This is a genomic window from Hyunsoonleella pacifica (genome assembly GCF_004310335.1).
GTDB classification, from domain to species: Bacteria; Bacteroidota; Bacteroidia; order Flavobacteriales; family Flavobacteriaceae; genus Jejuia; species Jejuia pacifica.
Genome location: NZ_SIRS01000003.1, coordinates 545,069 through 570,510, shown reverse-complemented (window position 1 = coordinate 570,510; position 25,442 = coordinate 545,069). Strand labels below are relative to the sequence as shown.

The 25,442-nt window shown below is 35.0% G+C and carries 15 protein-coding genes; all 15 read right to left on the bottom strand.

The genetic code is table 11. The features are described 5' to 3' along the window. Window positions 1-87: 87 nt before the first annotated feature. Complete coding sequence (locus EYD46_RS08640; RefSeq protein WP_130936671.1) at window positions 88-1,008, bottom strand: glycoside hydrolase family 17 protein; 921 nt, start codon at window positions 1,006-1,008, stop codon at window positions 88-90. Between the two features lie 19 nt (window positions 1,009-1,027). After that, window positions 1,028-2,458: an MFS transporter gene (locus tag EYD46_RS08635; protein ID WP_130936670.1), complete on the bottom strand. Its 1,431-nt coding sequence runs from the start codon at window positions 2,456-2,458 to the stop codon at window positions 1,028-1,030. 41 nt (window positions 2,459-2,499) lie between these two features. Further along, the gene (locus EYD46_RS08630; RefSeq protein WP_130936669.1) at window positions 2,500-3,411 is read right to left on the bottom strand and encodes a glycoside hydrolase family 17 protein; all 912 of its coding nucleotides are present in this window, start codon (window positions 3,409-3,411) and stop codon (window positions 2,500-2,502) included. A gap of 67 nt (window positions 3,412-3,478) precedes the next feature. Next, window positions 3,479-4,096 (bottom strand): hypothetical protein, encoded by a 618-nt coding sequence (locus EYD46_RS08625; RefSeq protein ID WP_130936668.1) that lies wholly within the window; start codon window positions 4,094-4,096, stop codon window positions 3,479-3,481. Window positions 4,097-4,144: 48 nt separating this feature from the next. Next, the gene (locus EYD46_RS08620) at window positions 4,145-5,575 is read right to left on the bottom strand and encodes an MFS transporter (protein WP_130936667.1); all 1,431 of its coding nucleotides are present in this window, start codon (window positions 5,573-5,575) and stop codon (window positions 4,145-4,147) included. 33 nt (window positions 5,576-5,608) lie between these two features. Beyond that, window positions 5,609-7,102 (bottom strand): glycoside hydrolase family 30 protein, encoded by a 1,494-nt coding sequence (locus EYD46_RS08615; RefSeq protein ID WP_130936666.1) that lies wholly within the window; start codon window positions 7,100-7,102, stop codon window positions 5,609-5,611. A gap of 15 nt (window positions 7,103-7,117) precedes the next feature. Beyond that, window positions 7,118-8,404 carry a glycosyl hydrolase family 17 protein gene (locus EYD46_RS08610; RefSeq protein ID WP_130936665.1) on the bottom strand — a complete coding sequence of 429 codons (1,287 nt, stop codon included), beginning with the start codon at window positions 8,402-8,404 and terminating at the stop codon, window positions 7,118-7,120. 2 nt (window positions 8,405-8,406) lie between these two features. Continuing rightward, on the bottom strand, window positions 8,407-9,606 hold the full coding sequence (locus EYD46_RS08605) for a glycoside hydrolase family 17 protein (protein ID WP_130936664.1): 1,200 nt from the start codon (window positions 9,604-9,606) through the stop codon (window positions 8,407-8,409). 9 nt (window positions 9,607-9,615) lie between these two features. Further along, a complete protein-coding gene (locus EYD46_RS08600) occupies window positions 9,616-13,062 on the bottom strand; it encodes a hypothetical protein (protein ID WP_130936663.1) in 3,447 nt (1,148 codons plus the stop codon). Between the two features lie 79 nt (window positions 13,063-13,141). After that, window positions 13,142-14,002 carry a glycoside hydrolase family 16 protein gene (locus EYD46_RS08595; RefSeq protein WP_229731314.1) on the bottom strand — a complete coding sequence of 287 codons (861 nt, stop codon included), beginning with the start codon at window positions 14,000-14,002 and terminating at the stop codon, window positions 13,142-13,144. Between the two features lie 17 nt (window positions 14,003-14,019). Then, window positions 14,020-15,444: a carbohydrate-binding protein gene (locus tag EYD46_RS08590; protein WP_130936662.1), complete on the bottom strand. Its 1,425-nt coding sequence runs from the start codon at window positions 15,442-15,444 to the stop codon at window positions 14,020-14,022. A 13-nt stretch (window positions 15,445-15,457) separates the two neighbouring features. Beyond that, window positions 15,458-18,640 (bottom strand): glycoside hydrolase family 2 TIM barrel-domain containing protein, encoded by a 3,183-nt coding sequence (locus EYD46_RS08585; RefSeq protein WP_130936661.1) that lies wholly within the window; start codon window positions 18,638-18,640, stop codon window positions 15,458-15,460. Window positions 18,641-18,748: 108 nt separating this feature from the next. Further along, entirely contained in the window at window positions 18,749-20,590 is a 1,842-nt protein-coding gene (locus EYD46_RS08580; protein ID WP_130936660.1) for a PKD domain-containing protein, read from the bottom strand. A 29-nt stretch (window positions 20,591-20,619) separates the two neighbouring features. After that, window positions 20,620-22,185, bottom strand: coding sequence for a RagB/SusD family nutrient uptake outer membrane protein (locus tag EYD46_RS08575; protein ID WP_165454363.1), 1,566 nt, complete (start codon window positions 22,183-22,185; stop codon window positions 20,620-20,622). A gap of 3 nt (window positions 22,186-22,188) precedes the next feature. Further along, the gene (locus tag EYD46_RS08570; protein ID WP_130936659.1) at window positions 22,189-25,311 is read right to left on the bottom strand and encodes a SusC/RagA family TonB-linked outer membrane protein; all 3,123 of its coding nucleotides are present in this window, start codon (window positions 25,309-25,311) and stop codon (window positions 22,189-22,191) included. Between the last annotated feature and the right edge of the window lie 131 nt (window positions 25,312-25,442).

Genomic DNA, 25,442 nt, shown 5'->3' with positions numbered 1-25,442 from the left:
TTCTTATTGTTGGATTAAATAATAAATAGTAGAACAGTGAATAAGAAATTTAGTTCTTAGACAACATCTTAGTATATTTTTTAATACTTAGGAAAAAAGACTTCTATTAACCAATGCTTTAGAATAAAACTTAGGCTTTTCATCCTTATCCCAAAGTCCCCAATAGGCACCAACGTCTCCCTCTGAACCAACTTTCCAAGATTCATCAAAAGAAGAAAAATAAAAAACATCTATACCTTCTTCTTGGGCCCATAACTGTGTATTAATAAAATACTTCATAGCGTTTTCTTTAGAAGGAAATGCGCCATTTAAACCTTCTCCTTCACTAGGCCATCCTGTTTCGGAGATTATTACTTTCTTTCCTTTACCTGCTTTAACAGCTTTATTAAACATGTCTTTCATGTAAATTAAAGAATATTCAATACTACAACCCTCCCAGTAGGGGTAGCAATTTGCCAAAATAACATCACAGGCTTCTGTAATGCGAGGTCTTTGAGAAAACTCATAGTATGCATCTACATATCCCACAGGGATGTCTGTTATTTCATTTTTTACGTCATATATAAAGCTTAATAATTCTTCTTCGGTCAAATCCCCTCGATACATTACTTCATTTCCAACGGCTGCGATATCTACAGCACCTTCTCTAGCTAATTTTTTCAATCCATTAACTTCATTAATATTAATTTGAGAATCACTACCCAACCAAGCACCTACCATGGTTTTCATACCCATTTCTTTAGCTATAATAGGTATTAATTCATTACCTTCAGTACATGAAAATGATCGTACCCATTTTGTATAAGGCTTTATTATTTTTAAGCGTTTTCTAATTTGTTTTTCAGATAGTTGGTCTCCTGGTTCTTGTCCTTCTACATATGGACTAAATCCAATACCGTGCATCCCATTTTTTAACACTCTTTTAAAGCAGTTCTGCAACCCTCTTGTTGTCTTGTTATCTAAACCATATCCAGATAACGACATTATTTTATCTGATTTATACGACATTTGCTTTACAATTTCTTATTTACAATTTACTTTTTCGGTTATTTAATTCTGCTCGTATTTTATTTGCTCGTTCCTCGGTTACATTATAATTACGCATAACATACATGGCAATGAGAGTACCTGCCATAGGAAAAAAGCAAAAGAAAGCGTGTAGCCCATCAACAGCAGACTGTTGATCAGTTGTGACAAGATCTGGGTTAAAACCAACAATAGCAATAATAACACCACTTAACCCTCCTGCTATAGCGAAACCTACTTTAACCATCCACCAATAAATAGCTCCAAAAATACCTTCTCTACGCAAACCTGAATTTAATTCATCAATATCAATTACATCAGCAGTCATACTCATCATTATTGTAAATAAGCTGCCTATTCCAAATGAAAAAAACGGTAGTGCTATTATATACATCCATGGTTTTCCTGGAATAAATAGAAACCATAACATGATATAACCTATTATAGAAATGCCTTGAGAAAGCAAAAATGCTTTTTTCTTTCCCATAATTTTAGACATCCAAGTTACAATTGGTATTACAATAAATGTGGTGCCTAATGCTCCTAGACATCCAAATAAAGAAACCCAAATACCACTGTCAGCAGCATCGCCATTAAAAAGTTTATATACAATAACAAAAAAGGTAAGTGAAGCAACAGTGTTAAACGCATTAAATACTAAAAACGTTGCGATACAAAGTTTTCTAAATTCCTTAATCTTGAATGCTTCAGCAAAACTATCAACGAATATTTTTTTTAAACCACTTCCTATGTTTGCTAAGCTCAATGGCTCATAATTTTCATTTAACGTAGATTTACTTTTAATGAAGATTGCAGGAACCATTGCACAAATAGCACACGGAATGGCTACCCAAACTGCTAACTGCCTTACTGCTATATCTGCAGAGGGGAACCATTCTGGATCGTACATAATAACCCAAAATAAAGGTGCAATTACCCAAGCCCACTGTCCAATCCATTGGGCAACTGCCATAATATTAGTACGTTCATGAAAATCGTCACTCATCTCATAGCCCATGGCCACATAAGGTACACTGAATAGTGTGAGTCCTAAATAAAATACAATAGACCATAAGAAAAAATACCAAAAATTAAAATGTAAAGTGTTCTCTCTAAAAAGCTGCCACATGAATATATAAGCTATACCCATCATTATTCCTCCTAACAAAACATATTGTCTTCTGCGTCCCCATTTGGATTTTGTATTATCTGAAATATACCCCATTATAGGATCTGTAATAGCATCGAATATTCTAGGAAAAAAATAAATAAGAGACCACATCCAACCTGAAAACCCAAGATCCTGTACTAAAACAACCATAAATATCCCAAGTATAGCAGGAAACATTTGATTGGCTAGCATGCCTATTCCAAAGGCTATTTTTTGGCCTAACGGTACTTTTGTTATTAATCTGGTTTTATTTATTGACATATTTCTATTTTCAGATCTAATCCAAAATTCATTTCATTCTTTTAGAATTTTAAATTTTCATGTTTATCCCAAAGACCCCAATAAGCACCTACATCTCCCTCATCACCTGTTTTCCAGGATTCATCAAAAGATGAAAAATAGAATATTGGAATATTGTTAGCTTTTGTCCATTCAATCGTATCTATGAAATACTTCATAGCAGCATCTGAAGTAGCAACTGCACTATCTAAACCACCACCTTGACTTGGCCACCCTGTTTCTGTTACAATAATTGGTTTACCTTGAGCTGCATCTAATACAGATCCATACATTGCCTGCATGTGCCCCAAAGCATATTCTATTGGGCAACCTTCCCAATATGGATATAGATTAGCTAGAATAACATCTGTGCTTTCAACCAAAATGGGGTGCCTAGAGAATTCATAGTATGCATCAACATAACCCACTGGAATATCTAATCCAACTAAGGCTTCTTTAACACGATTAATGTATCCTACTAGTTCTTTTAAAGTCAAATCATTACGGTACAAAACCTCGTTACCCACAGCGGCAACATCTACATTACCTGCTTTAGCTAATGCTATTAAGCCTTCTATTTCTTTTTCGTTATCTTCTTTATCATCACTAAGCCAAGCTCCAACTAAAGTTTTAAGACCATGCTTTTTTGCTACCATAGGTACATATTCATTACCTTCAATACAGGAAAACGAACGAATAGCATTAACATAAGGTTTTAATATATTTACACGCTGTTCTACTTGTTCTATGCTAATGTCATCTCCAGGAGATTGTCCATCTTTATACATACTAAAACATATTCCATGAAAGCCTTCTTGTATAGTTTTATGCCACAATACTTTTAAATCCTCTAGTGAATAATCTAAAAGATTGATTCCTTGAGTTGCTATTTGACTATAATTAGATGTATAATATGATTCTTCTCTGTAAGACATTTTAGTATTTTAATTTTTTTAATTCTGTTTTACCTATTTAATATTTTTTAGATGTGTTAGTTTGTATCTAAAACACCCCTCTACAGTTTTTCTTTGTATATATTTTAATTCTGTCTACTTCTTTAGCGCCTGATGGCAATTCTTCAAGTTTTAACCCTGGATAATCATCTGCCTCTTTCCATTTTACTATAGTTTCACTAAAGAATGATGTTGCTGTGGAGTCCGCTTCATATATTATAAGATCATAAGCTTCTCCCAAATCTCCACCAAAACGTGTAACAACTTGCCACTCTCCATCTCTTTTGTATGAGGTATTGGTATGATCTGATTGTGGATAATAACGATCGTCTGTTGGACGAATTAAAACCCATATATCATTTTTGTTAGACTCTGGATATATTCCCATTGTTAAAATTCTACAATCAACAGAATCTTTATCCACCGGAGAAACAACTTTAACAGCATTGACTGGTCCACTAATTTTTAATTTGTTTCCAGTTGAAATCTGTTCAACTTGAGTGTTATAATTAACAAAATCTGACGAGTAGCTGCCATATATCATCATTAACACACCTAGGATTCCTAAAGGTATTCCTAGTTTACTTGAACTAGATTTTTTAACAGTGAGAAGGGCAATAATGATAAACAAAACCCCTATTATTAGTATTATTAATTTGGTTGACATTCTATTATTTTTTTAGTTATATACATCTAAACTAACAATGTAACATTGTTATAGCACACCTCTTCTTTCTTCTAATTGCTCCTTAATTTCTTTTGCTCTATCTTCAGAAAGGCTATATTTCCACATTGCCCAAATTGCTAAACCTGCTGTGACAACAGGAAAAACAATATCAGCAATTCTAAGGTTTACTAGGGTTTCTTCTGATTGTGTAGCTAATCCGCCATCAAATCCAATAAGCTGTAACACTAGACCTCCAAAAACTAGGGCTAACCCTTGTCCTAATTTTACAACCCACCAATACAATGCGCCAAAAGTTCCTTCTTTACGAGGCATACCATTTACTAATTCATCCAAATCACAAACATCAGCAGTCATACTCATCATGAGTGTAAATAAGCTTCCAAGTCCAAATGACATCAATGGTATAGGAATAAACATTAACCAAGGATTATCTGGTGTAAACGTCCACCATTTAAGGATATAACCAACAATTGAAATTGCTGTTGAAATAATAAAGGCGTTTTTCTTACCCCATTTATTAGCCATTAGTGATACAATTGGAATAACAAATAAAGCAGATACTAAAGCACTTATTGAACTAAACCATGCTGGCCAAGTTCCTGTTGCACCGTAGTCGCCATTAAACAAGTAAAATACAATAATGAAAAAACTAAATGAGGCTACAATTTGAAATCCATTAAATACCAAAAATGTTGCGCCACACAATTTCATAAAAGGTTTGTTTTTTACGGCCTCGCCTATACTTGACACTAGGTCTTTTAAATTACTAAATATGGTCTTAAGTGTAAGTTTCTTTCTATCACCCATATTTGCAGCGTCAATACCTCGACAAAATATGGCAGGTAATATTCCTAAAAGCAAACAGCCTAAACCTACATATAATGCTAATGTTCTAATACCAATTGCTTGGCTTTCGAAGAGGTTTTCATTCGGTATCATTGGCCAAAACCATGGCACAATAACCCAAGCAATTAAACCAACCGTTTGAGAGAACGCCATTAAACGTGTTCTTTCGTTATAATCAGTAGTCATTTCAAAACCAAGCCCTACTAATGGTGTTGCAAACATGGTATTGCCTATTAAAAAAACTAAAGACATTATTAAAAAGTACCAAAAATTGAACGTTGCAGAGTTATTCTCATCCATTTGCCAAAGCAAAACGAAAAATATAGCGCTTAAAATAGCTCCAACGAAAATATAAGGTCTTCTACGTCCATATTTGGAACTTGTATTATCAGATATAAAGCCCATTATAGGATCGGTAATAGCATCAAAAATTCGAGGTAATCCTCCCAAAATTCCAGCCTGTAAAGGATCCATTCCAAAGACTGTAAGCAGAAAAAACATAAATACACCTAAAGCTCCTGGGAGTAGGTTTAAAACCAAATGACCTGCTCCAAAAGCTACTTTTTGTCCAATTGGCACTTTGTTTGTTGAAATTGTTTTTACATTCGGCATAATGTTATTTTTTAGTTAGTTGGTAGGTTGCAATTATATTTTTGGGATTACAATAGTTTGAATTGCTTGCGCATCTATTGAAAATTCTACATGTTTTTTATTTAAGGATAGGTTTATAGTTTTTGGGGTTTTAAATTCATTGAAAAGAACGACTACAATAGATTCATCTGGGTTTATCGCTGCAGTTGCCATTAATTTACTATCTGGGTTTTCTAAGCCAATAACTTTAGCTTCTGGTCTTATATATTTACTGAAATGTGCCATGGTATGGTAAATAGGAGTGAAGTACACTTCATCGGTTTCAGGATTAACAATTACAGGGGCAATGCACCAATTTTTAAACCAATTTGGGCCACCTTTAGTATCAAGTACCATATTCCAATCTACCCATCCATCAACCCAATTATTTAAACAACCAATAATATCTCTGGCATAACGAGTAACTGGCGCATATTTAGGGTGTAAGTGTTTATCTTTTTCTGGAGCCCAATCCCAACCCCAATCGGTGGCTTCTTTTTTCCAATACCATGCATCGTCTTTCCATACAGGAACTTCTGCATCAATACATGCTTCAGATTGAATTAAGAGTTTTTCTGGTGCCTTATCGTGAGCGTATTGTAGTTCTTCTGGAAAAACCTCAAAAGTACTAGCGTACCAATGAATGGCAGTTCCATCAAAATACTTAGAAGTGTCGCTATTTTTAAATTGAGAATCTATCCATTCTTTTAAATGCTCTCTGTTTTGGTCATATCCTAATATTTTTAAATGACCTTTACCATCTGCTTCCAATTTTGGCCCTAAATAGTTCTGAACAAAATTGGTCATCTCATCGGGCGTATAGTGCATACTTTCCCAGTTATTACCATTTCCTAATGGTTCGTTTTCAACTGTAAAACCCCAAATATCTATACCTTCAGCTTTATAGGCATCTACATATTTTGAAAAAAATAATGCCCAGGTATCATAATATTCTGGGAGTAATTTTCCTCCTACCCATTTGTTGTTGTCTTTCATCCAAGGTGCTGCAGTCCAAGGAGAACCAAAAATTTTAAATCCATCTGTTGATGCTGCCATAGCATCTTTTATAAATGGGATTAAATCATCTTTATCTTCTTCAATAGTAAAATACTTAAGGGTTTTATCGCCTTCTACTGGTGTATAAGAGTATTGTCCTAAAGAAAAATCACAGGAATTCATATGAGTTCTCGTTAAAGAATAGTGTGCCCCTTCTTTGCTGAAATACCCATCTATAATTTTCTTTCGGTTTTGTTTGCTTAATTGATTTAAGAGGTATGCAGATGACTCTGTAAACGCACCTCCAAAACCTGTTATAGTTTGTAGGGTTTGATCTGGATTTAAAGTAATAGATACTTTATCCTTTGGATTTTTAAATGCTGTAATTTTTGTTAGTTTATTACCAGCAGCAGAAGTTTCAAAAACCTCCACAGCAAGGGTTTTACCTTGATTACTACATCCCATGATAATTACACTTAAGATTAAAAGTATTATGTTTTTAAATCCTGTCATTTTAATTTATTAGGTCTAGTGTTTGTTTTGGCTAGCATGCCATTCTTCTGCAGTGGGTGGCACTTCTACATCCTGCATTAATGCCTCATTATCCCCATTGTATGTTTTAGTAATAGGGTTACCGTTTCTTGTAAGTCCTTTAAATATACCTTTGTCTACGGCATCCCAAAGCACGTGTTTCGCTTTTCCATCAACAGTGAATAACCCAAAATGTTTTTCTGAGTTTCCGGGATTGTTGCCTCCTTTCCAAGGCTCATCAAAGCCTTCAAAATAAAAACAAGACATTCCTGCTTCATTAGTCCAATCTCTCATATGCTTATAGTACAAGGCTTCTTTATATTCGTCACAAGCTTTTGAGCCCGTGGTACCATAATGCCCTGAAGAAAAACTAGCCCAACCTGTTTCGCCAATATGAATAGGCTTATTTACGCCAATGCTTTCCATATACTTCTTTACATTATCAGTTTGCATTATAGCATAGGATTTGGCTCTTAGCATAGAGATTTCTATTTTTTCTATATCCGTTTTGTCTTCCAAACCTTCTTGATTTAACCAAAACTCTGGTTGATAGTGTGTGTCATGCATAGGGTAGGTGTGTACAGAAAGAAAGTCTACAGCTTTTATTAATTGATTTAAATCTTCTACATGGTACTCATTACCACCGCCACCCCAAGAGGCAAAATTGTCTGAACTTGTTACCCATAGGTCTTTAGATAAGGTTCCATTTTTCTTTAAATCTTGGAGGTAATTAACCCATTTTAAAATTACCCAAGGTTCTACATAATAGGATGCAGCCCATTTTACCATTGCCTCATTTCCTACAGCAATCACTTTTACAATATCTGGATATTGGTTTGCCAATGCTACTGCCTTTTCCATTTGTGGTTTATTGTCTTCACTTTCTTCATTATGTATTGGGGCTTTATCCGTCCAAGCATTTTTACAATCAATCCAAGCTCCCAGCATGACATACATTTCAAAACTTGAGTTTTCTTGTTTTATCTCGGTAATTGCTTTTAAAAGATTTTCTGCTTGAGGCTTGTGTACTTTATAAGTTCTAACCATTCTAATACCCAAGGCATGCAAGAGATACATATCCTCTTTAAGCTCTTTTAGTGTTGGCTCAATGTTATGATCGGCATATCTGTAACCGCCATAAGACATGGCCAAATATTCTTTATTTCCTAAAATATCTTTAGCTGTCAATTGGTTATTTTCTATTATTGGAGTTATGTCTTTCTTTTTATCATTACCACAAGACCAGATAAAACAAGCTAAAAGTATTAACACATAGTTTTTCATAATCAATAATTTAAAGTGAGTTCCTCTCTACGAGGTGGCACAAGAACGTCATTAAGTAATGCTTCTTTTTTACCGTTATACGTCTTAGTAATTGGATTTCCATCTCTGGTTAATCCGTCAAAAACACCCTTATCCACTAAATGCCATATAGCATATTTTGCTTTTCCGCCTACTGTAAATAGTCCAAAATAATTTTCAGAACCTTGCTCATTAGTTACGTCTTTCCAAGGCTCATCAAAAGCCTCAAAGTAAAAACAGGATATTTCTTCTTTATTGGTCCATTTTCGCATTAAATCATAGTATCTCCCTGATTTATATTCATCTGTAGCCCTAGAGCCATTTTTCCCATAGTAATCGTTAGATAAGGTTGCCCAACCTGTTTCGCCTATGTGTACTGGCTTATTAATACCTAAACTTCGCATATAGTTAACTACTGCATCGTATTGCTTTTGAGAAAATGATAAAGCACGTTGCATTGCTGATTCTATTTTTTCCTTATCAGATAACTGTACTTCTTCTTCTGGCACTAACCAGAAGGCAGGATTATAATGAGAGTTATGCATAGGGTAGGTGTGCATAGAAACATAATCTACAGCTCTGATTAGATTGTTTAAATCTTCTGTATGATACACCGGATCTCCACCGCCCCAGGACGAAAAATCATCAGAACTTGTAACCCATAAATCATTAGGTAATTCGCCTTTTAACTTTAGTTCCTGTAAATGGTTTACCCATTTTAAAATTACGTTAGGACGAACAAAATAACTTGTTGCCCAATGTACCATGGCTTCATTTCCTACTGCGATAATTTTTACTATATCTGGATATTGTTGCGCCAAAGCCACAGCTCGTTTAATTTCTCCTGCATTTTGTTGACTCTCTACCTCATGATTGGGTATTTTATCTGTCCAAGCATTGGCACAATCTATCCAAGCACCTAACATGACATACATCTCAAAAGTGCTATTCTCCTTTTTCAATTCGGTTATGGCCCGTAACAAGTTTGGTACCTGCTGCAACTGCACATTGTATGTCCTTAAAACTCTTATACCCATAGCAAACAATAGTTTCATATCGTCCTTAAGCTCTTCAAGGGTGGGTTGAATATCCCTAGTTTTATGACGATAGCCTCCATAGGATATGGCTAAATACTTAGGGTTTCCTAGAATATCTGCTGCTGTTATGTTCTTATTAACTTTCAATACGTTACTCTATTTTTTTATTGAAACAATTATTTGATTTACCTCTCCTTTTCGCTCGAAAATAGATTTAGAGGTTTCCCAGTCTAGTTGTAGTTTATCAAAAACAACAACTCTACTATTATTAAACTGTATCTGTATTTGCTCTTTACTAGACAATTTGTAAATAACTGGTACTTGGCAATACGTAAAACCAAGCGTATCTTCTTTCATTTCTATATCTTGCTGCTTACTTTTAGTATTTGAAAAACTGAATACTGATGGTAATTTTAAAAATTCTTTGACTTGCAATAAGTGGGGTTTAAACGTAATTTTTCCATCCTCTACAAAAACACCAAGTTCACCAAATCGACTTAATATGTCTTCTTTAACCTGACCTGTCATTCCTGGTTGTTGTGCTCCTTTTGTTGCTGGCGTATGAGAATACGGGTCTGTTGGAAATGCACCATATAATTCTGGTGATTTGTGAACACCTATTCCTGCATTTATTTCATAATAATGATCTAATAATCGTCCTATTATTTTTTGATCTTCTCCATTATTAATCGCCATCCAACAGTTTTCTTGAACTGCTAGTAATAACTTAGAAACCATATGCCAATAAATAGAACCTAAACCTTCATAACCGAAAAATGTGCCGGAACGGCCTGTAAATGATTTGTGATCAAAAATATCTTCGAAGATTTGTAGTAGTGCTTCTTTATCGTTTTCAACCAACGGTTGATATTTTTCATCTAGACTCTTTAAAGCAGATACTAGGCTATTGGCATTATTAAAATTACCATTAAAATGGTAGTCTCCACGAGCATCTTGCTCAATAACTTGTTTGTTACCATCGGCTACCAACTGTTTTAATAGTGTAGATTGCGCAACTTTATGTGCAGGTATATTGTTTTTTTTATCAAATCTTGGCAATGTTTTATCTGGATACAAAATATAGCTATATTGATCTTCTCTAAACAATGCACTAGCCTTTAATCCGTCTAATAAATTAAGTGCTTGGATAGGGGAGAGGTAACCAGAACTTAAAGCTGCTACTTGTCCTTCAAGCATTTCAGATAGATAAGAAATAGATACGCCTTCGTTATTCTCAACTGTCATCAAATTATAAGCATGGTACATGTTATCTTCACGCTTATTGGCATCAATACTATGTTCTAAATAAGATTTTGTAACTTCAATAAAACTGGATATTTCTGCAAAGCTTAATTCTGTTTTAGCACTGGTAAATCCATTTTTATAAATTGTTGCTCTATAATTACTTCCTGCTTTGCCTAGTCCATCAAGTACTGTTTTACGATCTCTGTCTGAAATAGTTCCTGATAAAATATTTGCATTATTTTGAAGTGTTTCGGTTACTTTATTAAAGAAAAGAATTAATTCTTCGGAAACTTTTACAGACTTAGTTTCTGCCTTTAAAACAATACCTTCAAAGAAATTTAAGAATCTGTAGATGTAATACAACGTTACCATTGACACGCCATTACCTACTAATGCGTTATTAGCATCATTCCATTCAGGACGTTGTGTATTTAACCAAATACCGCCTTCTGGAATAAAATTTGAAATTTTGGAAAGTACTGTTGCTAGTATTTTCTCTATAAAGTTAACTCTATAAATATTTGAATCTTTATCTAATAATAGAGCACCATCAGCTCCCAAAACATCTCTTCGCTTGTGAATGGTTTGGTCTAATTTATGATCGAAATCAATTGTGTCTTTTGAGTTTTTTAAAGTGTCTTGATAGCTTTTTATAATGTAAGGTACGTTAGCATATACAAATACATCTTGGTTAAAACGCTTCTCTAATCGTCCTGGAAAATAATCCTCAATAAACTCTAAGAATTTTAATAAATATATAATTTGATGATCTCCCCAATAACCTATGTATGACCAAGGGTCGTGCTCTTCGATTACCTCCCAATCAAAACCTCCTTTCGTTACACGGTAAGGATTATACCCTTCAAAAGTTGTTGCATTTAAAAACTTATGAATCATACCTTCTATGTAATTGGGGTATGAATGTGCTAATGCTTCCCAATTTTGGAAAATATCTCGCCAGTTTCCTTCATAATCTAAAACTTTGGAACCATCTATTTCATTTCTTGTATTTATGGAAAATTTGTTCCAAGGTCTACTCGGATCACCATGTCTTCTACTAAACTTTAAGGGTAAGTATTCAAAACATAAACGTTGAAAATCTTTATTGCTATCATGCTCTGCAATATTTAGAATTTCATCTAAAGAAAATATATCGCTTAAGCTAGTTAATAGTGATTCTTTTTCTTTGAAAACGTCCTTGTTGGCATTAGCTATATATTTTGAAAAATCTGATTTTTCAATAGTATATCCATCGTCAAAAATACCACCACGCATAATGTTGAACAGGGTATTTGAGAAATGCCTCATACTTATCAATGGGTCATCAGTTTGCTGCAACCCATCAGAACTAGCTGTTAAACCAATTAAGTTCTTTGTTCCTAAATCAATATTTTTTTGAACTAACTCTTTTAAATCTGATTCATTTTTAATGATTTCAGAGATTTTAATCACATCAGAAATAGATTGGTTTACATTAGCTATAAACATCCAGTTTTTGGATTGTCCTGCTAATAATTCAATTTCTGTACATGCAAAATAGGCTCCTTTTTCAGCCTTCACATCCATCTCTTGGGAAAGTGTTTTTCCTTTTCTAAAATTATCTAATTGTAATGATGATAGTAAATATGTTGGATTCTCTAAACCTGTAGACCAAACAATATTTGATTTTAAGGCTTCACTTGGTTCTGCCTTATCAACGATAACAGAACTTAATGCGTAAACTCCTAAACCAACTGCTTCTTGAAGCTCACTTTTCTTATATGCATCAACAAGGTTACTTCTACTGTTTTGTAAATCAGCGGTAACACTTGCTGGTAATATATTTTGTAACCCATCTAGCAGTGCTACTTGAATGTTTACATCTGAATTATTGATTAAAGTAGATTTTTTTACAAAACCAAATTTGTTACTAGAATTCCATTCATATCTAAAAGTTAATCCTAAATCAAGGTTGTTTTCCTCAAAAACTATTTTATTACCAAACCTGTTTTTATAAAGATTTGTTTGTGTTTTATAAATACCTGTTTGACGAATAGAAAAAGGCTCCCATAGATGTCTATTTCCGTTTTTAGTTATTTGGAAAATAGCTTTACTACCTGTAGTTTCAGCCATTTCGGTAATCTTGTCATCTGTGTAATAAGGAAATAATGAATATTCTGCATTTTTACGTCCAGCAGTTAAACCGCCATTGCTTGATATAAACATCCAGTGGTTGGAATCACTTACAATACTCATAAAAAACGGACGCATCTCATCACTATTAGAAATCTTATAATAGGTTTCATTATTAAAAGTGATTAATTCTCCTTTTATATCCCTTGTTTCGTCTGAAACTTTGTTTGGTTCTGTAACAATCATAGTTTGTAAAATAATCTGTATAAACTTTAAAGGGCTAACTATAGTCTTTTAGTGCTAGCCCTTATATTATAAAAGCTATTTATTCTGCTGCATACACTCTTACGTAGTCTATGTACATAGTTTGAGGAAATACAGTATCTTCAGTAGGGTTTCCATCAAAATTTCCACCTACAGCTAAGTTGATAAGCATATAAAACGGACCATTATCAAAAACCCAATTGAATTCTGGAACGTCTTCATCCTTTAAACTCTCTGGAGTAATTTGAAAATATAACACGTCATCAACATAATAATTAATATATCGTGGGCCCCATTCTATTCCATAGACATGGAACTCTGTGTCAACACGAGTGCTTTCAAACTCATATTTTTTTAGTATTGGGTTTCCTCCTGAATAGCCAGGACCATGTACAGCTCCACTAACAATTGTAGGTTTAGATCCTGCATTTTCCATAATATCAATCTCACCACAAAAAGGCCAACCTATTTCATCAATATTAGACCCCAGCATCCAAAATGCAGGCCACATCCCTTTACCAAATGGTAATTTCATTCGAGCCTCAAATCTACCGTACTGTTGTTCAAAAAGCCCTTTTGTTAAAAGCCTAGCTGAAGTAAAACTAGCGCCTTCAAAATTCTCTTTAATAGCAGTAATTTTAAGCATTCCATCTTCTACAACTACGTTTTCAGGCCTATCTGTATAATATTGTAACTCATTATTTCCCCACCCGTTATCGCCAGTTCCAATATCATAAGTCCAAACAGCACTGTTTGGTTCGCCATCTACATCAAACTCTTCTTCTAACACGATAGTATTGAAATTAGTTACTGTTTGTGTTTCATCTGGATCGCAACTTGCAATTAAAAAAACCAAAGCTACACTTAACATACCGCCTATTAGGCTGGTAGTCATCCTATTATTTAAAATTTTATTTATCATTTTTAAGCAAATTTTTATTATTGTTCAGCATAGAAAAATATGTTGTCTAAAGAAGCATTAGCAATTGTAGCATCAGAGACAAAAAGCATCATACCAACTGCATCTCTTTCTGTAAGTCCACTAAAACTAGATAAAGGAATATCAAATTGTACCCATTCATTTGCAATTAAATCTGAACCAGATATAGCGAATGTTCCTGAAACCTCTGTGGCTTGTGTAAAATCATTATGCAAGGAAATATTGATATAATCTGTTGCTTCTACAGCTTCATTTACTCTTATATCTATATGTAAATGTGTCATGTCTGTTGCATCAACAGGCGGTACTCCGCTACCATCTCTACCATAAAACTCTATAGCTACAAAATTTAGCATTGTATAGTCTATAATATTATTTCCATCTTCTTCTACAAACCCTCCAAGGGTTGTTTGAAATGGTTCATAAAAACCATTGTAGTTATCCACAGCTATGTTAGCATATAAATCACTGAAAATAGAGATCACTTCAATATTAACTGCCTCAATAGTCATAGAACCTGCTGCTTCAACTCCAGCAATACTTGCAGTAATTGTAGCCTTATTATCTACCAAACCTGTTTGTGGATCAACTTCACCTAATCCATCAATAGAAACAAGACCTTCTTCACTAACAGAAGCAACAAAAGGATTAGACGTTTCAAAATCAAAATATGCTGGTGCTGCCTCTACAGTAACATCTCGTCCATCAGGTAGATTCATAGTTTGAGTCAAACCAGTTACCGGAAGAGAGATCCCAACGTTTCCTTGTGCTGTTTGGTCTTGACCTCCAAGAATTGAAGGTCTAGGTTGTGCAACAGTCCCAAGTTTTTCAAAACGTAGTTCATCAATCCAAAAGGTGTAACCAATTCCATTAGTGTTTTGTGTACCTGCAGAGAATATAAACATACCACGTTCCTGAACTAATTTTGAAGGGTCTGGTATTGGAATAATATACTTTTTCCATTTGGTAGAAAGCTCTATGTCTTTCAAATTCACTGCATACCTATTTAAGCCAAAGTCGGTACCAAAGCCTACATTATCAATTGTAGTAGTAGTAGACCCTTTTGCCCAAAATGTTAGAGCATCAAAGTCTGTTAGATTTCTCCCTTCTCCTCTATCTCTAAAAATACCTCCTATGTAGCCTCCATTAGGATCTGTTGGACTTGGCACATCTATTCTTATAGAAGAGTTTCCTTCATAAGCTTCATTTTGGTCGGTACCAAAACCTTCAGTATTGGCTCCTGTAGCTGGATCAAAAGACTCAAAAAACTCATCTGTAAGCCCTACTGGAGCATCAGTGTATATATCTGCATTTGAAGGAAATGTAGCTAGTTCAAAATCTTCTGATATTTCTCTATCACAACTTATTATCACAGCACACATCAAAGCGAGAGTGGTGTAATATTTAAATTTTATTTTATTCATAATATAATCTGTATTATTTACCAATGTTGATATGTATATACGTTCTTATTTCCCATTCTGTTCCATTAGGGAAACCTACAGGACTTACAGTTGGTTCCGTTTGAAACTCTGCTGTTTGATTTGGTAAGAAGCGTGGGGAGTTTTGGTCCATAGAACGCCACATCCCTCTAATTCCAATTTGTGTACTTGGTAGTATAAACCAATCTGGTTTACCTAAAGTTGTAGATACATCTAGCATTAACTGTAATGGGTATGTTAAGTTGAAATCACGATGGTAGTCAAAAGGTCCCCAATCATTTATTTTAACATGAGACATTAACTTCATGTTTTTATACATCATCCTTACATCTCCACCAAAACGTGTAATTGTTCTTTGCGAATCACCATTGGCTTGACCATTTCCATAGTAGAAGTTACCAATAATACCAAAATCTGAATTAACTTTTGATACCATACGCGAATGCAGTTCCCATAAATCTTCAGCTGGTGCAGATTCTCCAAAAGCGAAGAATGTACGATCTGCTAAGAACCCTATGTGACCATCCATTTGCGTAGGTAAATGGCGGTAGGTAAACCCTAAATTCATAGCAAACTTTGCATCCTCAGATCTATCATTATCCCACTCATACATCCATGTTCCAGGAGTAGGATCGAAGGTTAGTAATAATTCTCCCGCGGTAGTCTCTCTGTTTCCATTTCTTACAGCAAATGGATCATCAATAACATTTCTTAATCTCCCTGGACCAGTCACTCCATTTGGGATAGGATCTACCAATGGTTGTTGGTACATAAAATTAGGTGCGATTTGAAAATTACCTGCTGAAAGCGCAAAACCTGTTAGGAAATTCGTCATATTCCCACTTCCGGAATCTTTAAGTCTCCAACCAGTAAATGTTCTTGTTTGATCTACACCTCCATTAGCTACCAAGCCCATGTAAGAACCTTGCGCATACCAATTAAAACTACCTTTCTGATACGTAAGTTTTGCTTTAGCTCCCCAGTTGTCACTGCTTTGTATTTTATCAATAACTACGGCATCATTATTTGGCGAGTATATCTGAAAAGAACTTCCGTTTAATGGATTTCCTCCCCAAATTCCACCTAATGTTACACCAAAATGTCCAAACTCTCTCTCCAAAGCAAGTGTTGCTCTCTCGGTTGGCCATGGCGCAATTATACCACTGGTTATCTGATTGGAATCCAAGACACGGCGTCCATTCTCATCAAAACGTAGTGAAGTATTTAAATCTCTATGGTAAATACCTGTAATATCCCAATGCTTAAATTGAGTGCCATATTTAATTAAAAAACCTGGATTTGCTCCCCACCATAATTGAGGTCCAAATGCGGCTTTAAGTCCTTTTAAGTCTCCTTTACCATCAACTTCAACTCCTAAAATTTCTCCGTTATAGATATCTAAATTAGGTCCGTAATTGGCCTCTGGATAGAGGTTAAAGAAATCACCTTCATAAGCCCAATGGTAATGCCCTGTTCTGTAAAACCCTTTTAAATCAAAATCTTTTGCTTTCCATTCAAATTCTGCTTGGTACACACGCACACGGTTATTATCTGTAATGGTTACCGGATCTCCTTCTGCATTGATAATATTAACTGGGCGACCTACATTCTCATAAAATATTTCATTTATAGGATTTGCTGCAACATTACCTAAAATATTGAAATCCACATTAGCAGTCATATTTGACGATGGTTTTCCTTGGATACCAACAAAATAAGATTGCATGTGATCGAATCCTAATTGATTCGGGAAGGTTTGTGCATCGTCGGGATCTGCTGTTTCAGGGGTTGTGATTAAACTTCCTCCTGTATTAAAGGTTGTAAACTGTGCCGATAATCTGCTTATGCTTAGTTTATCTGAATCGCCTCCTGATAGTGCTGCTTTATCGCCACGCGCTCTTAAGACAGCATCCATGATATTGATATTATCAAAATAATTATCAATAAATTCTAAGTCTACACCTTCTCCATAAGGGTTTAATGCGTGTGCATCTTTTAAGGTGTAATACGATGCTCTAGGGTATAAATCGTATAATCCTCGAGAATCTGTTGGTCCTTTGGCACAAATACCAAACCATTCTTCATTCATGTTATTGGAACCATCTTTTGTGTCATGATAATACCCTCCGTTACTCCATGAAGCACCAGTTTGGTGTGTATCAGCATCTTTTCTGTCATCAAATCCTAATTTCCACCATCCATCACTAAACTGAAATGTAAAACCCCCTATTGAGTTTCCTACTTTTCCTAATCCTGCTGCATTTTCATAAATTTCCTTCCAGTTTGATAAATTAAAATGTGCTTGCCAATATTGATCTTCTTTTTGAGCTAATGCGTTGTATGCATCTGCTCCAAATTCAGTAAACATTACAGGTTTATCCAGTTTGTCTTTTACTACTTGGAAAAAATCTCCAAAAGACTCTCCTCTGTATGTATTGGTTCCATACACGTCAACATCTTTACATTCCTCTGCTATGATATCTATGAATAACACATCCCCATTACAAATTGCTACAGGGTGATTAGGATCCATTTCTTTCATTTTTTTGGAAACCTCATTCATCAAGCGATACATAGGTCTTCCTCTTTTCTCTCCTACAGCTCGTTTTTGTTCTTCTCCTTCGGGAAAATCTTCAGTTTCTGCGCCTTGCCAAAACAACCCATAGTTGTTTTCATTTCCCATCATATACATTAAAATCCCAGGAACGTCTTTATAATCTTCTACCAATTGCATCATTTCAGAAACCAATAGCGCTTGTGTTTTTTCGTCTGAATAAATAGTGACCGGTGTCCAAACACCATTTATTGTTAATCCGTAGCGTCCAAATGTGTGATTTAACAGGGTATATACACCATATTTTTCATAGATATAGGTTACCCATTTTTTGGGCACACCTGTATACTGTCTAATAACATTAACATTCATGTTTTTTAGAAGCCCCATTTCTGTATCAAGACCTGCTTTAATAACATCGTCTGATTGCTTATAAAAATTTGCATTTGTTACGTCTGTACCTATTGGAACATAATCCCAATTCATACCATTAATCATAAAATCTTTACCATCTACGACTAATTTGGTTCCTTGATCATTCTTTACTATCTCAACTTTGTTTGCTTGAGCAAAAATTGCTGAAGTAAATAAGAGAAACATTAATTTTAATAAATTGTTCTTCATATTTTATCTAGTTATGTTGATATCGGTTGATTATTATATTCTAAGATTCAAGAAGTGGTATCAATACCAGATACCACTTTGTATCTTATTTGTTTTATCAGTAATCTTCTATTGTCGTATCAATTTGAAAGACCAATGTCCTCCTCCTGCTACTTCAATGTCTATTTCCAAAGTGTCGCCATCTAAATTTGCGATGTAAGTAACCGAGTCTGGAGCATCAGCAGGACTTCCTAATTCAGCGCCATTTACTACTTTTGCCAAACCTAAAAATGCACCTCTGCCGTCTATTGTTATAGTTCCAGCCCCTTCATCATAAGTGTATGTAGCTGATGCTGAACCATCATGAGGAAATACCGGGCTTCCACAACTTTCTCCACTATTGCCTTGCCAACCTTCTAACCATGTTTGATCTCCAAGCACATTTTGGAACGAACCATCGCTATTAAAAACGTATTCGTCATCAAATAAACACGATCTTGTAGTTACATCCTCTGAAGAATTAGACCACCATGAAATATCATTCAATCCCGGACCAACTCCTAATGCTGCTGCTTCTGGTGCTATTTTCCATGTACCTACTAGTGGATTTGCTGGAGGGGCTTCTTTTGTTAGTTTAAAAGACCAATGTCCTCCGCCAGCTACTTCAATATCTAATTCCATTGTATTTCCATCAATGCTTGCTATGTAAGTCACAGAGTCTGGAGCATCAGCAGGACTTCCTAATTCAGCACCGTTTACAACTTTCGCTAAGCCCATAAATGCGCCTCTACCATTAATGGTTAATGTACCTGCACTTTCATCATAGGTATATGTAGCTGAAGCTGTACCGTCATGTGGAAATACAGGAGCTCCACACTCCTCAGCGGATGCACCTTGCCAAGGTTCTATCCATGTTTGATCTCCCATAACATTTTGGAACGTTCCGTCAGCATTAAATACATACTCATCATCAAATAAACAGGCTCTTGTGGTTACATCTTCAGAGGAATTAGACCACCAAGAAATATCATTCAACCCCGGACCAACCCCTAATGCTGCTGCTTCTGGTGCTAATTTCCATGTTCCTACTACTGGGGATTCTGTAGGAGGCGCTTGCTTAATCATTTTGAAAGACCAATGTCCTCCACCAGCTACTTCAATATCTAACTCTAATGTATTATCATCTATAAGTGTAGCCATATAGGTAACCGAATCTGGAGCATCTCCAGGAGATGCCAACTCTGCACCATTAACGACTTTTGACAAACCTAAGAAAGCACCTCTACCGTTTATGGTAATCATACCACTTGCAAAAGTATATGTAGCTGAAGCAGAACCATCATGAGGAAATACAGGTACACCACATTCTTCTGCAGCTGCTCCTTGCCATGGCTCTACCCATGTTTGATCTCCCATAATATTTTGAAATGTGCCATCTTGGTTAAATACATATTCATCATCAAATAAACAGGCTCTTGTGGTTACATCTTCTGTAGAATTAGACCACCATGAAATATCATTTAAAGCTGGACCAACACCCAACGCTGCTGCCTCTGGAGCTAACTTCCATCTTCCAACAATAGGAGGCGCATCTTCAGGGTCTACCTCAACCGTAAACACTACTGTGTGTTCTTTTGTTATTGTTACATCTTCTCTTCCTGATAAAGAAGCTGTTACTGTTATTGTATATGTCGCCGACTCTTCAGGATAGGTGTAGGTTACCATAGGTCCACTAGTCATAAACACATCATCTCCAGAATTTGGATCTCCAAAATCTACAGTATATACAATTCTTCCATCTGGTGGAACAGTTGACGGTAAAACTCCTGTTTCAGTACCTTCTACATTTAGCGTGGCCACTACAAAATCTAAGCCTGCTATTATGTTTAAATCTTCTTCTTGCTCACAAGATGTAATAAAACCTACCAATAAAATTGATAGAGCATAAATTCCTTTTTTTAATAAATCCATCTTTTTAATTTTTTATCTTAATGTTTAGTTTAGTTGTTTGTATATCCTGGGTTTTGTCCCCATGTTTCTTCGGCTAGAGCCAATTTTAACTCAATCAAAGGAATAGGAAATACTTCATTTTTATTTACTGTGAAGTTGATTACATCAAAATCCTCTGGTTTATTAGCATTGTAATCATCAAATGCAGTTTTTGCTGTACCTGTTCTTACTAAATCAAAAAATCTATGACCTTCTCCTGCTAATTCTTTTCTACGTTCTAGGTAAATAGCGTCTAATAGTGCTCCTTCACTTGAATTATAATCCATATTATTATTACCATAAGCTCTAGCTCTTACCAAATTCAAATATGTTTCAGCATTTGAGCCTCCACTTTGAGCTTCTGCTTCTGCTGCCATTAATAATACATCTGCGTACCTAATTGCCCTATAATTGTTTTTATGCACTAATTCAGCAGTATTGGCATTTCCTGATTTATCAGCTTTTCTAGGCATATATTTATGATTGTAAAATCCTGTATCTTCTCTAGGAGCTGAATAATTTCCTCCTGAATCTCTTAACTCTCTTAAATCAAAAATTGTTACGTTTCTTCTTGCATCATTCTCATCATACAAGTCATATAACATTTGTGATGGTAATAAAAAGCCCCAACCTGATGCATAAACAGAATCGTCAAACGGGGATCTTGGACCATTAAATTGAACAAAGTAAGACCCTTCACTACAATGTATACAATCCCAATCAGCTCCTTCAACGTTAGTGTATTGAATTTCAAAAACAGATTCTGGCCCATTTTCGCCACCAGTAGTAAACATATTTACATAATCGTCTCCTGTTGTAAGCGTGTATTGATTACTTGAAATTACTTGATTTAGCACCGTTGCTGCATCTGCATATTTGCCATCAAACAAGTATACCTTGCCTAAAAGTGCCTGGGCAGCACCTTTTGTAACTTTATAGGGTTGGTCTTGCCCAGGCGGTAAATTAGGGATGGCTTCTTTTAAATCTTCTTGAATTAATGCAAATGCGACTGATTTACTGGCTACTCTTTCCATAGATAGTTCATCTCCTGCTAAAACTTGAGCCTCAGCAATTCTATTTACACCATTTCTTTCCTCAACTTTTAAGGGTATATTCCCAAAAAATTTAACCAGTTGAAATGCATAATAAGCTCTTAAAAAATAACCTTGTGCTAAAATTTCATCTTTACCTGAAAAATCAAGTTTATCTTTATTTTCTAATAAGTAGTTAGCCCGATTCATTCCTGCATACATCAACTGCCAAACACTTCTCAATTGCTCTTGGTCTGCAGGAGTTTGAATCATATAATTTATGTTTTGAATAACAGGCTGGTCGTAGTTAAATGCATCACCTCCAGAGCCATAATCATCAGAGGCAGATACAGCCAATAAATTACCCCAAAACGTTCCTTGTAATAAATCATAAGCACCAATTAATGCGTCTTCATACTCTTCTTCAGTATTGAAAAAGTTATCCGCATTTGGGCCTATAGGGTCAACTTCTGTAAATTCATCACATGCTGCCAAAGTAAGTAGCACTGTGAAAAATATGTACTTTAATTTTTTTATCTTTTTCATTGCTTAAAAATTTAAATTAACTCCTAATAAATAAGTGGCTGCTACGGGATAGAATCCTTTATCTATTCCTGCTCCAATTGGTCCGTTTCCATCTATTCCAGTATCTGAAGTTGCAGAAGGATCATAACCTTTGTAATCTGTCAATGTAAATACATTGTTTCCAGATATATAGATTCTAATTTTATCAATTCCGGTTTCTTTGAAACCATCATTGTTTATAGTATATCCTATTTGAATATTTTGCAAGCGCAAGAAGGATGCGTCTTCAACTACAAAATCTGAAAACAAATCGGTATTAATGTTTGCTCCTGCAACGGCTCTTGGAACAAAATTGCTTGTTCCAGACCCTTGCCAACGCTCTAATACATAAGTGCCTCTGTTAGCAAATAAGTCTTTACGCTCATAATCTCTTATCATATCATTTCCTACCGAAGCAAAAGCATTTGCACTAAAATCAAGATTCTTGTAAGAAAATCCAATGTTGAATCCAAATGTAAAATCTGGTATCGCATCACCAATATTGGTTCTATCATCATCTGTAATTTGTCCATCACCATTTGTATCTACAAATCTTAAATCTCCTGGAGCTATATCTCCAACAGTACTAAATGTACCTGTTGGCGATCCTGCATTTAAAATATCTATTTCTTGCTGTGTTTGGTATATACCATCAGTTTGATATCCATGAAAATACCCTAGAGGCTCTCCCACTACCATACGAGAGATATCGTTCTGGCTAATACCTACACCAAACTCTCCGCCAGGAGGCACATCTCTTCCGTTTAATGACGTTACCTCATTTTCTAAATAAGTCATATTAAAACTTGTATTGAATGAGAAATCATCTGAGAAGTTTTTATTGTATCCAATCATAAACTCCACACCTTGGTTTTGCACTGTTCCTGCATTGATAAATGGCGATGCAGCACCTGGTGCTCCCACACCAATTATACCTGGCGCTTGGGGTTGTATCAATAAGTTTTTGGTTTGTTTTCTAAATACATCTACTGTAATGCTAATTGCATTATTAAATAATCTGGCATCCAAACCCACGTTTGCTGTTTCTTGCTCTTCCCATTTTAAGTTAGGATTACCTATTGTTCCTGCACCAACACCGTTAAGCAAATCATTCTCATCAATAACATTTGGGTCTCCAGAATCTATGGTTGCTTCTCCGTCTAATCTTGTTAAGAAAGCAAAATCATCAATTCTGTCATTACCTATAATACCGTAACTTGCCCTTAACTTTAAAGAATTAATCCACCCATCTGTATTAAAAAAATCTTCATCTGAGACATTCCATCCTATCGAACCGGACGGGAAATAGCCTACGTTATTGTTATTCTCTGTAGAAAACCTTGAAGACACATCTCTACGAATCACACCAGATAACAAATATTTCCCTTTGTAGCTGTATTGCACTCTTGCAAATGTTGATGATAATCGAGAGTCGAACTGATCTCCTCCCAAAGCTTTAGAGGCATCGTTAATTCTATCTGAAATAACACCTTCAACTCTATCGCCAATCCATCCATCCACAAAAGCATCTCTTACTGAATTACTAGCGTTTCTTAGTTGAAGCCCACTATGTCCATAAAAATGACCTCTGGTTCTAAACGTTGACATACCTAATAGCACCGTTACATTGTGATCTTCAGCAAATGTATTTGTATAGTTTATGTAGTTATCCCAAGTATAATCTGTGTATAAATCACTAAAATCTTGTACTTCATTAGTTTCTCTGTTAGAAGATTTACCATTACCATAATCTACTATAGGAAAAAATACATCATCTAAAACATTTGAATAATTTATCTGAAATTTAGAGCTTACAGTAAAATGTTCTAAAAAAGTGTAGTCTAATCCAATAGTACCACTATATTTATCCACCCTTGTAATATTGTGTGTGTTTGCTATTTGAGCTAAAGGATTAATTATTTCAATTTGTGAAATATCATTCGCAAGTGAAAAATCGCCATTTTCATCTCTTAAAGGTAAATCAGGGTTAATATTTACCGCACTGTATAAAACAGAACCAATACTTCCTTCTGGTAAATTATTTTTGGTAGAATTTGTATATAATGCTGTTGTAGATAACTTTAAATTGTCTAAGATGTCGTATTGGTATCCTAGTCTTGCTGTAAACCTTTCAAAGTTGTTTTTACCAGCTCCTACAATACCATCTTGATTTAAATAAGAAGCTCCAAAGGTATATGCTGATTTCTCTGTACCACCACTACCACTAAAATTAATGTTTGAAATTGCTGCTGTTTTAAATACTTCGTCTTGCCAATCTGTACCTTCTTGAGGATACACAAAATAACGCGTTTCATCTGCAGCATCATTTACATAAATTGCAAAATTAAGCGGGTCTAAAAGATCAACCTTACTACTAGATGTTTGAAAACCTGTATAGGCATCTACTTGAAATTTTAATTCTGAATTCTTTCTTCCTGTTTTGGTAGTAATTAAGATAACACCATTTGCTCCACGCACACCATAAATACCTGCTGTAGCATCTTTAAGAACATTTACACTTTTAATATCGTTAGGGTTTATTACGGAAAGGTCTTCTATAACGTTACCATCTACTAATATTAATGGTCTGTTATCGCCATTTGTAGTAATACCACGAATCCTGATATTAGCACCAGCACCAGGAGACCCTGATGTGGATGTTACATTTACACCTGCTATTTGTCCTTGCAGTGCTTGCTCCACTCTTTGTGGATTAAGTTTTTCAATAGCTTCAGCATCTACAACTGAAACTGCTCCTGTAACTTCCTTTTTCCGTTGTGTTCCGTAACCAACAACGACAACTTCGTCAAGTTTAGCTACATCCTCTTCTAGTTCAATGGTAAGTTTCTTTCCATCTGATACTATTACTTCCTTAGTCAAGTATCCTACGTAACTAAAAGTAAGTACAGCGCCTTTTTCTACATCGCTGAGCGCAAAATTTCCATCAAAATCAGTAACCGTTCCTTTGGTTGTGTTTTTGACGATCACGTTAACACCTGGAACGGGAAATCCCGTATTATCCAGTACGGTTCCACTGACGTCAATATTTTGGGCACTTGCGTACCCAACAATAAATAACATCAGTATTTTAACTAATGATTGTCTCATAGTTTAATTAGTTTTGAGTTAGTCTTATAAAATTATAAGTAATGATTGATAAATTCTCATTTTTACCCTCTACAAAAAGTATACACTTCAAAAAAAAGTTAAATTATTTATCAAATTATTAAAAAACTTAA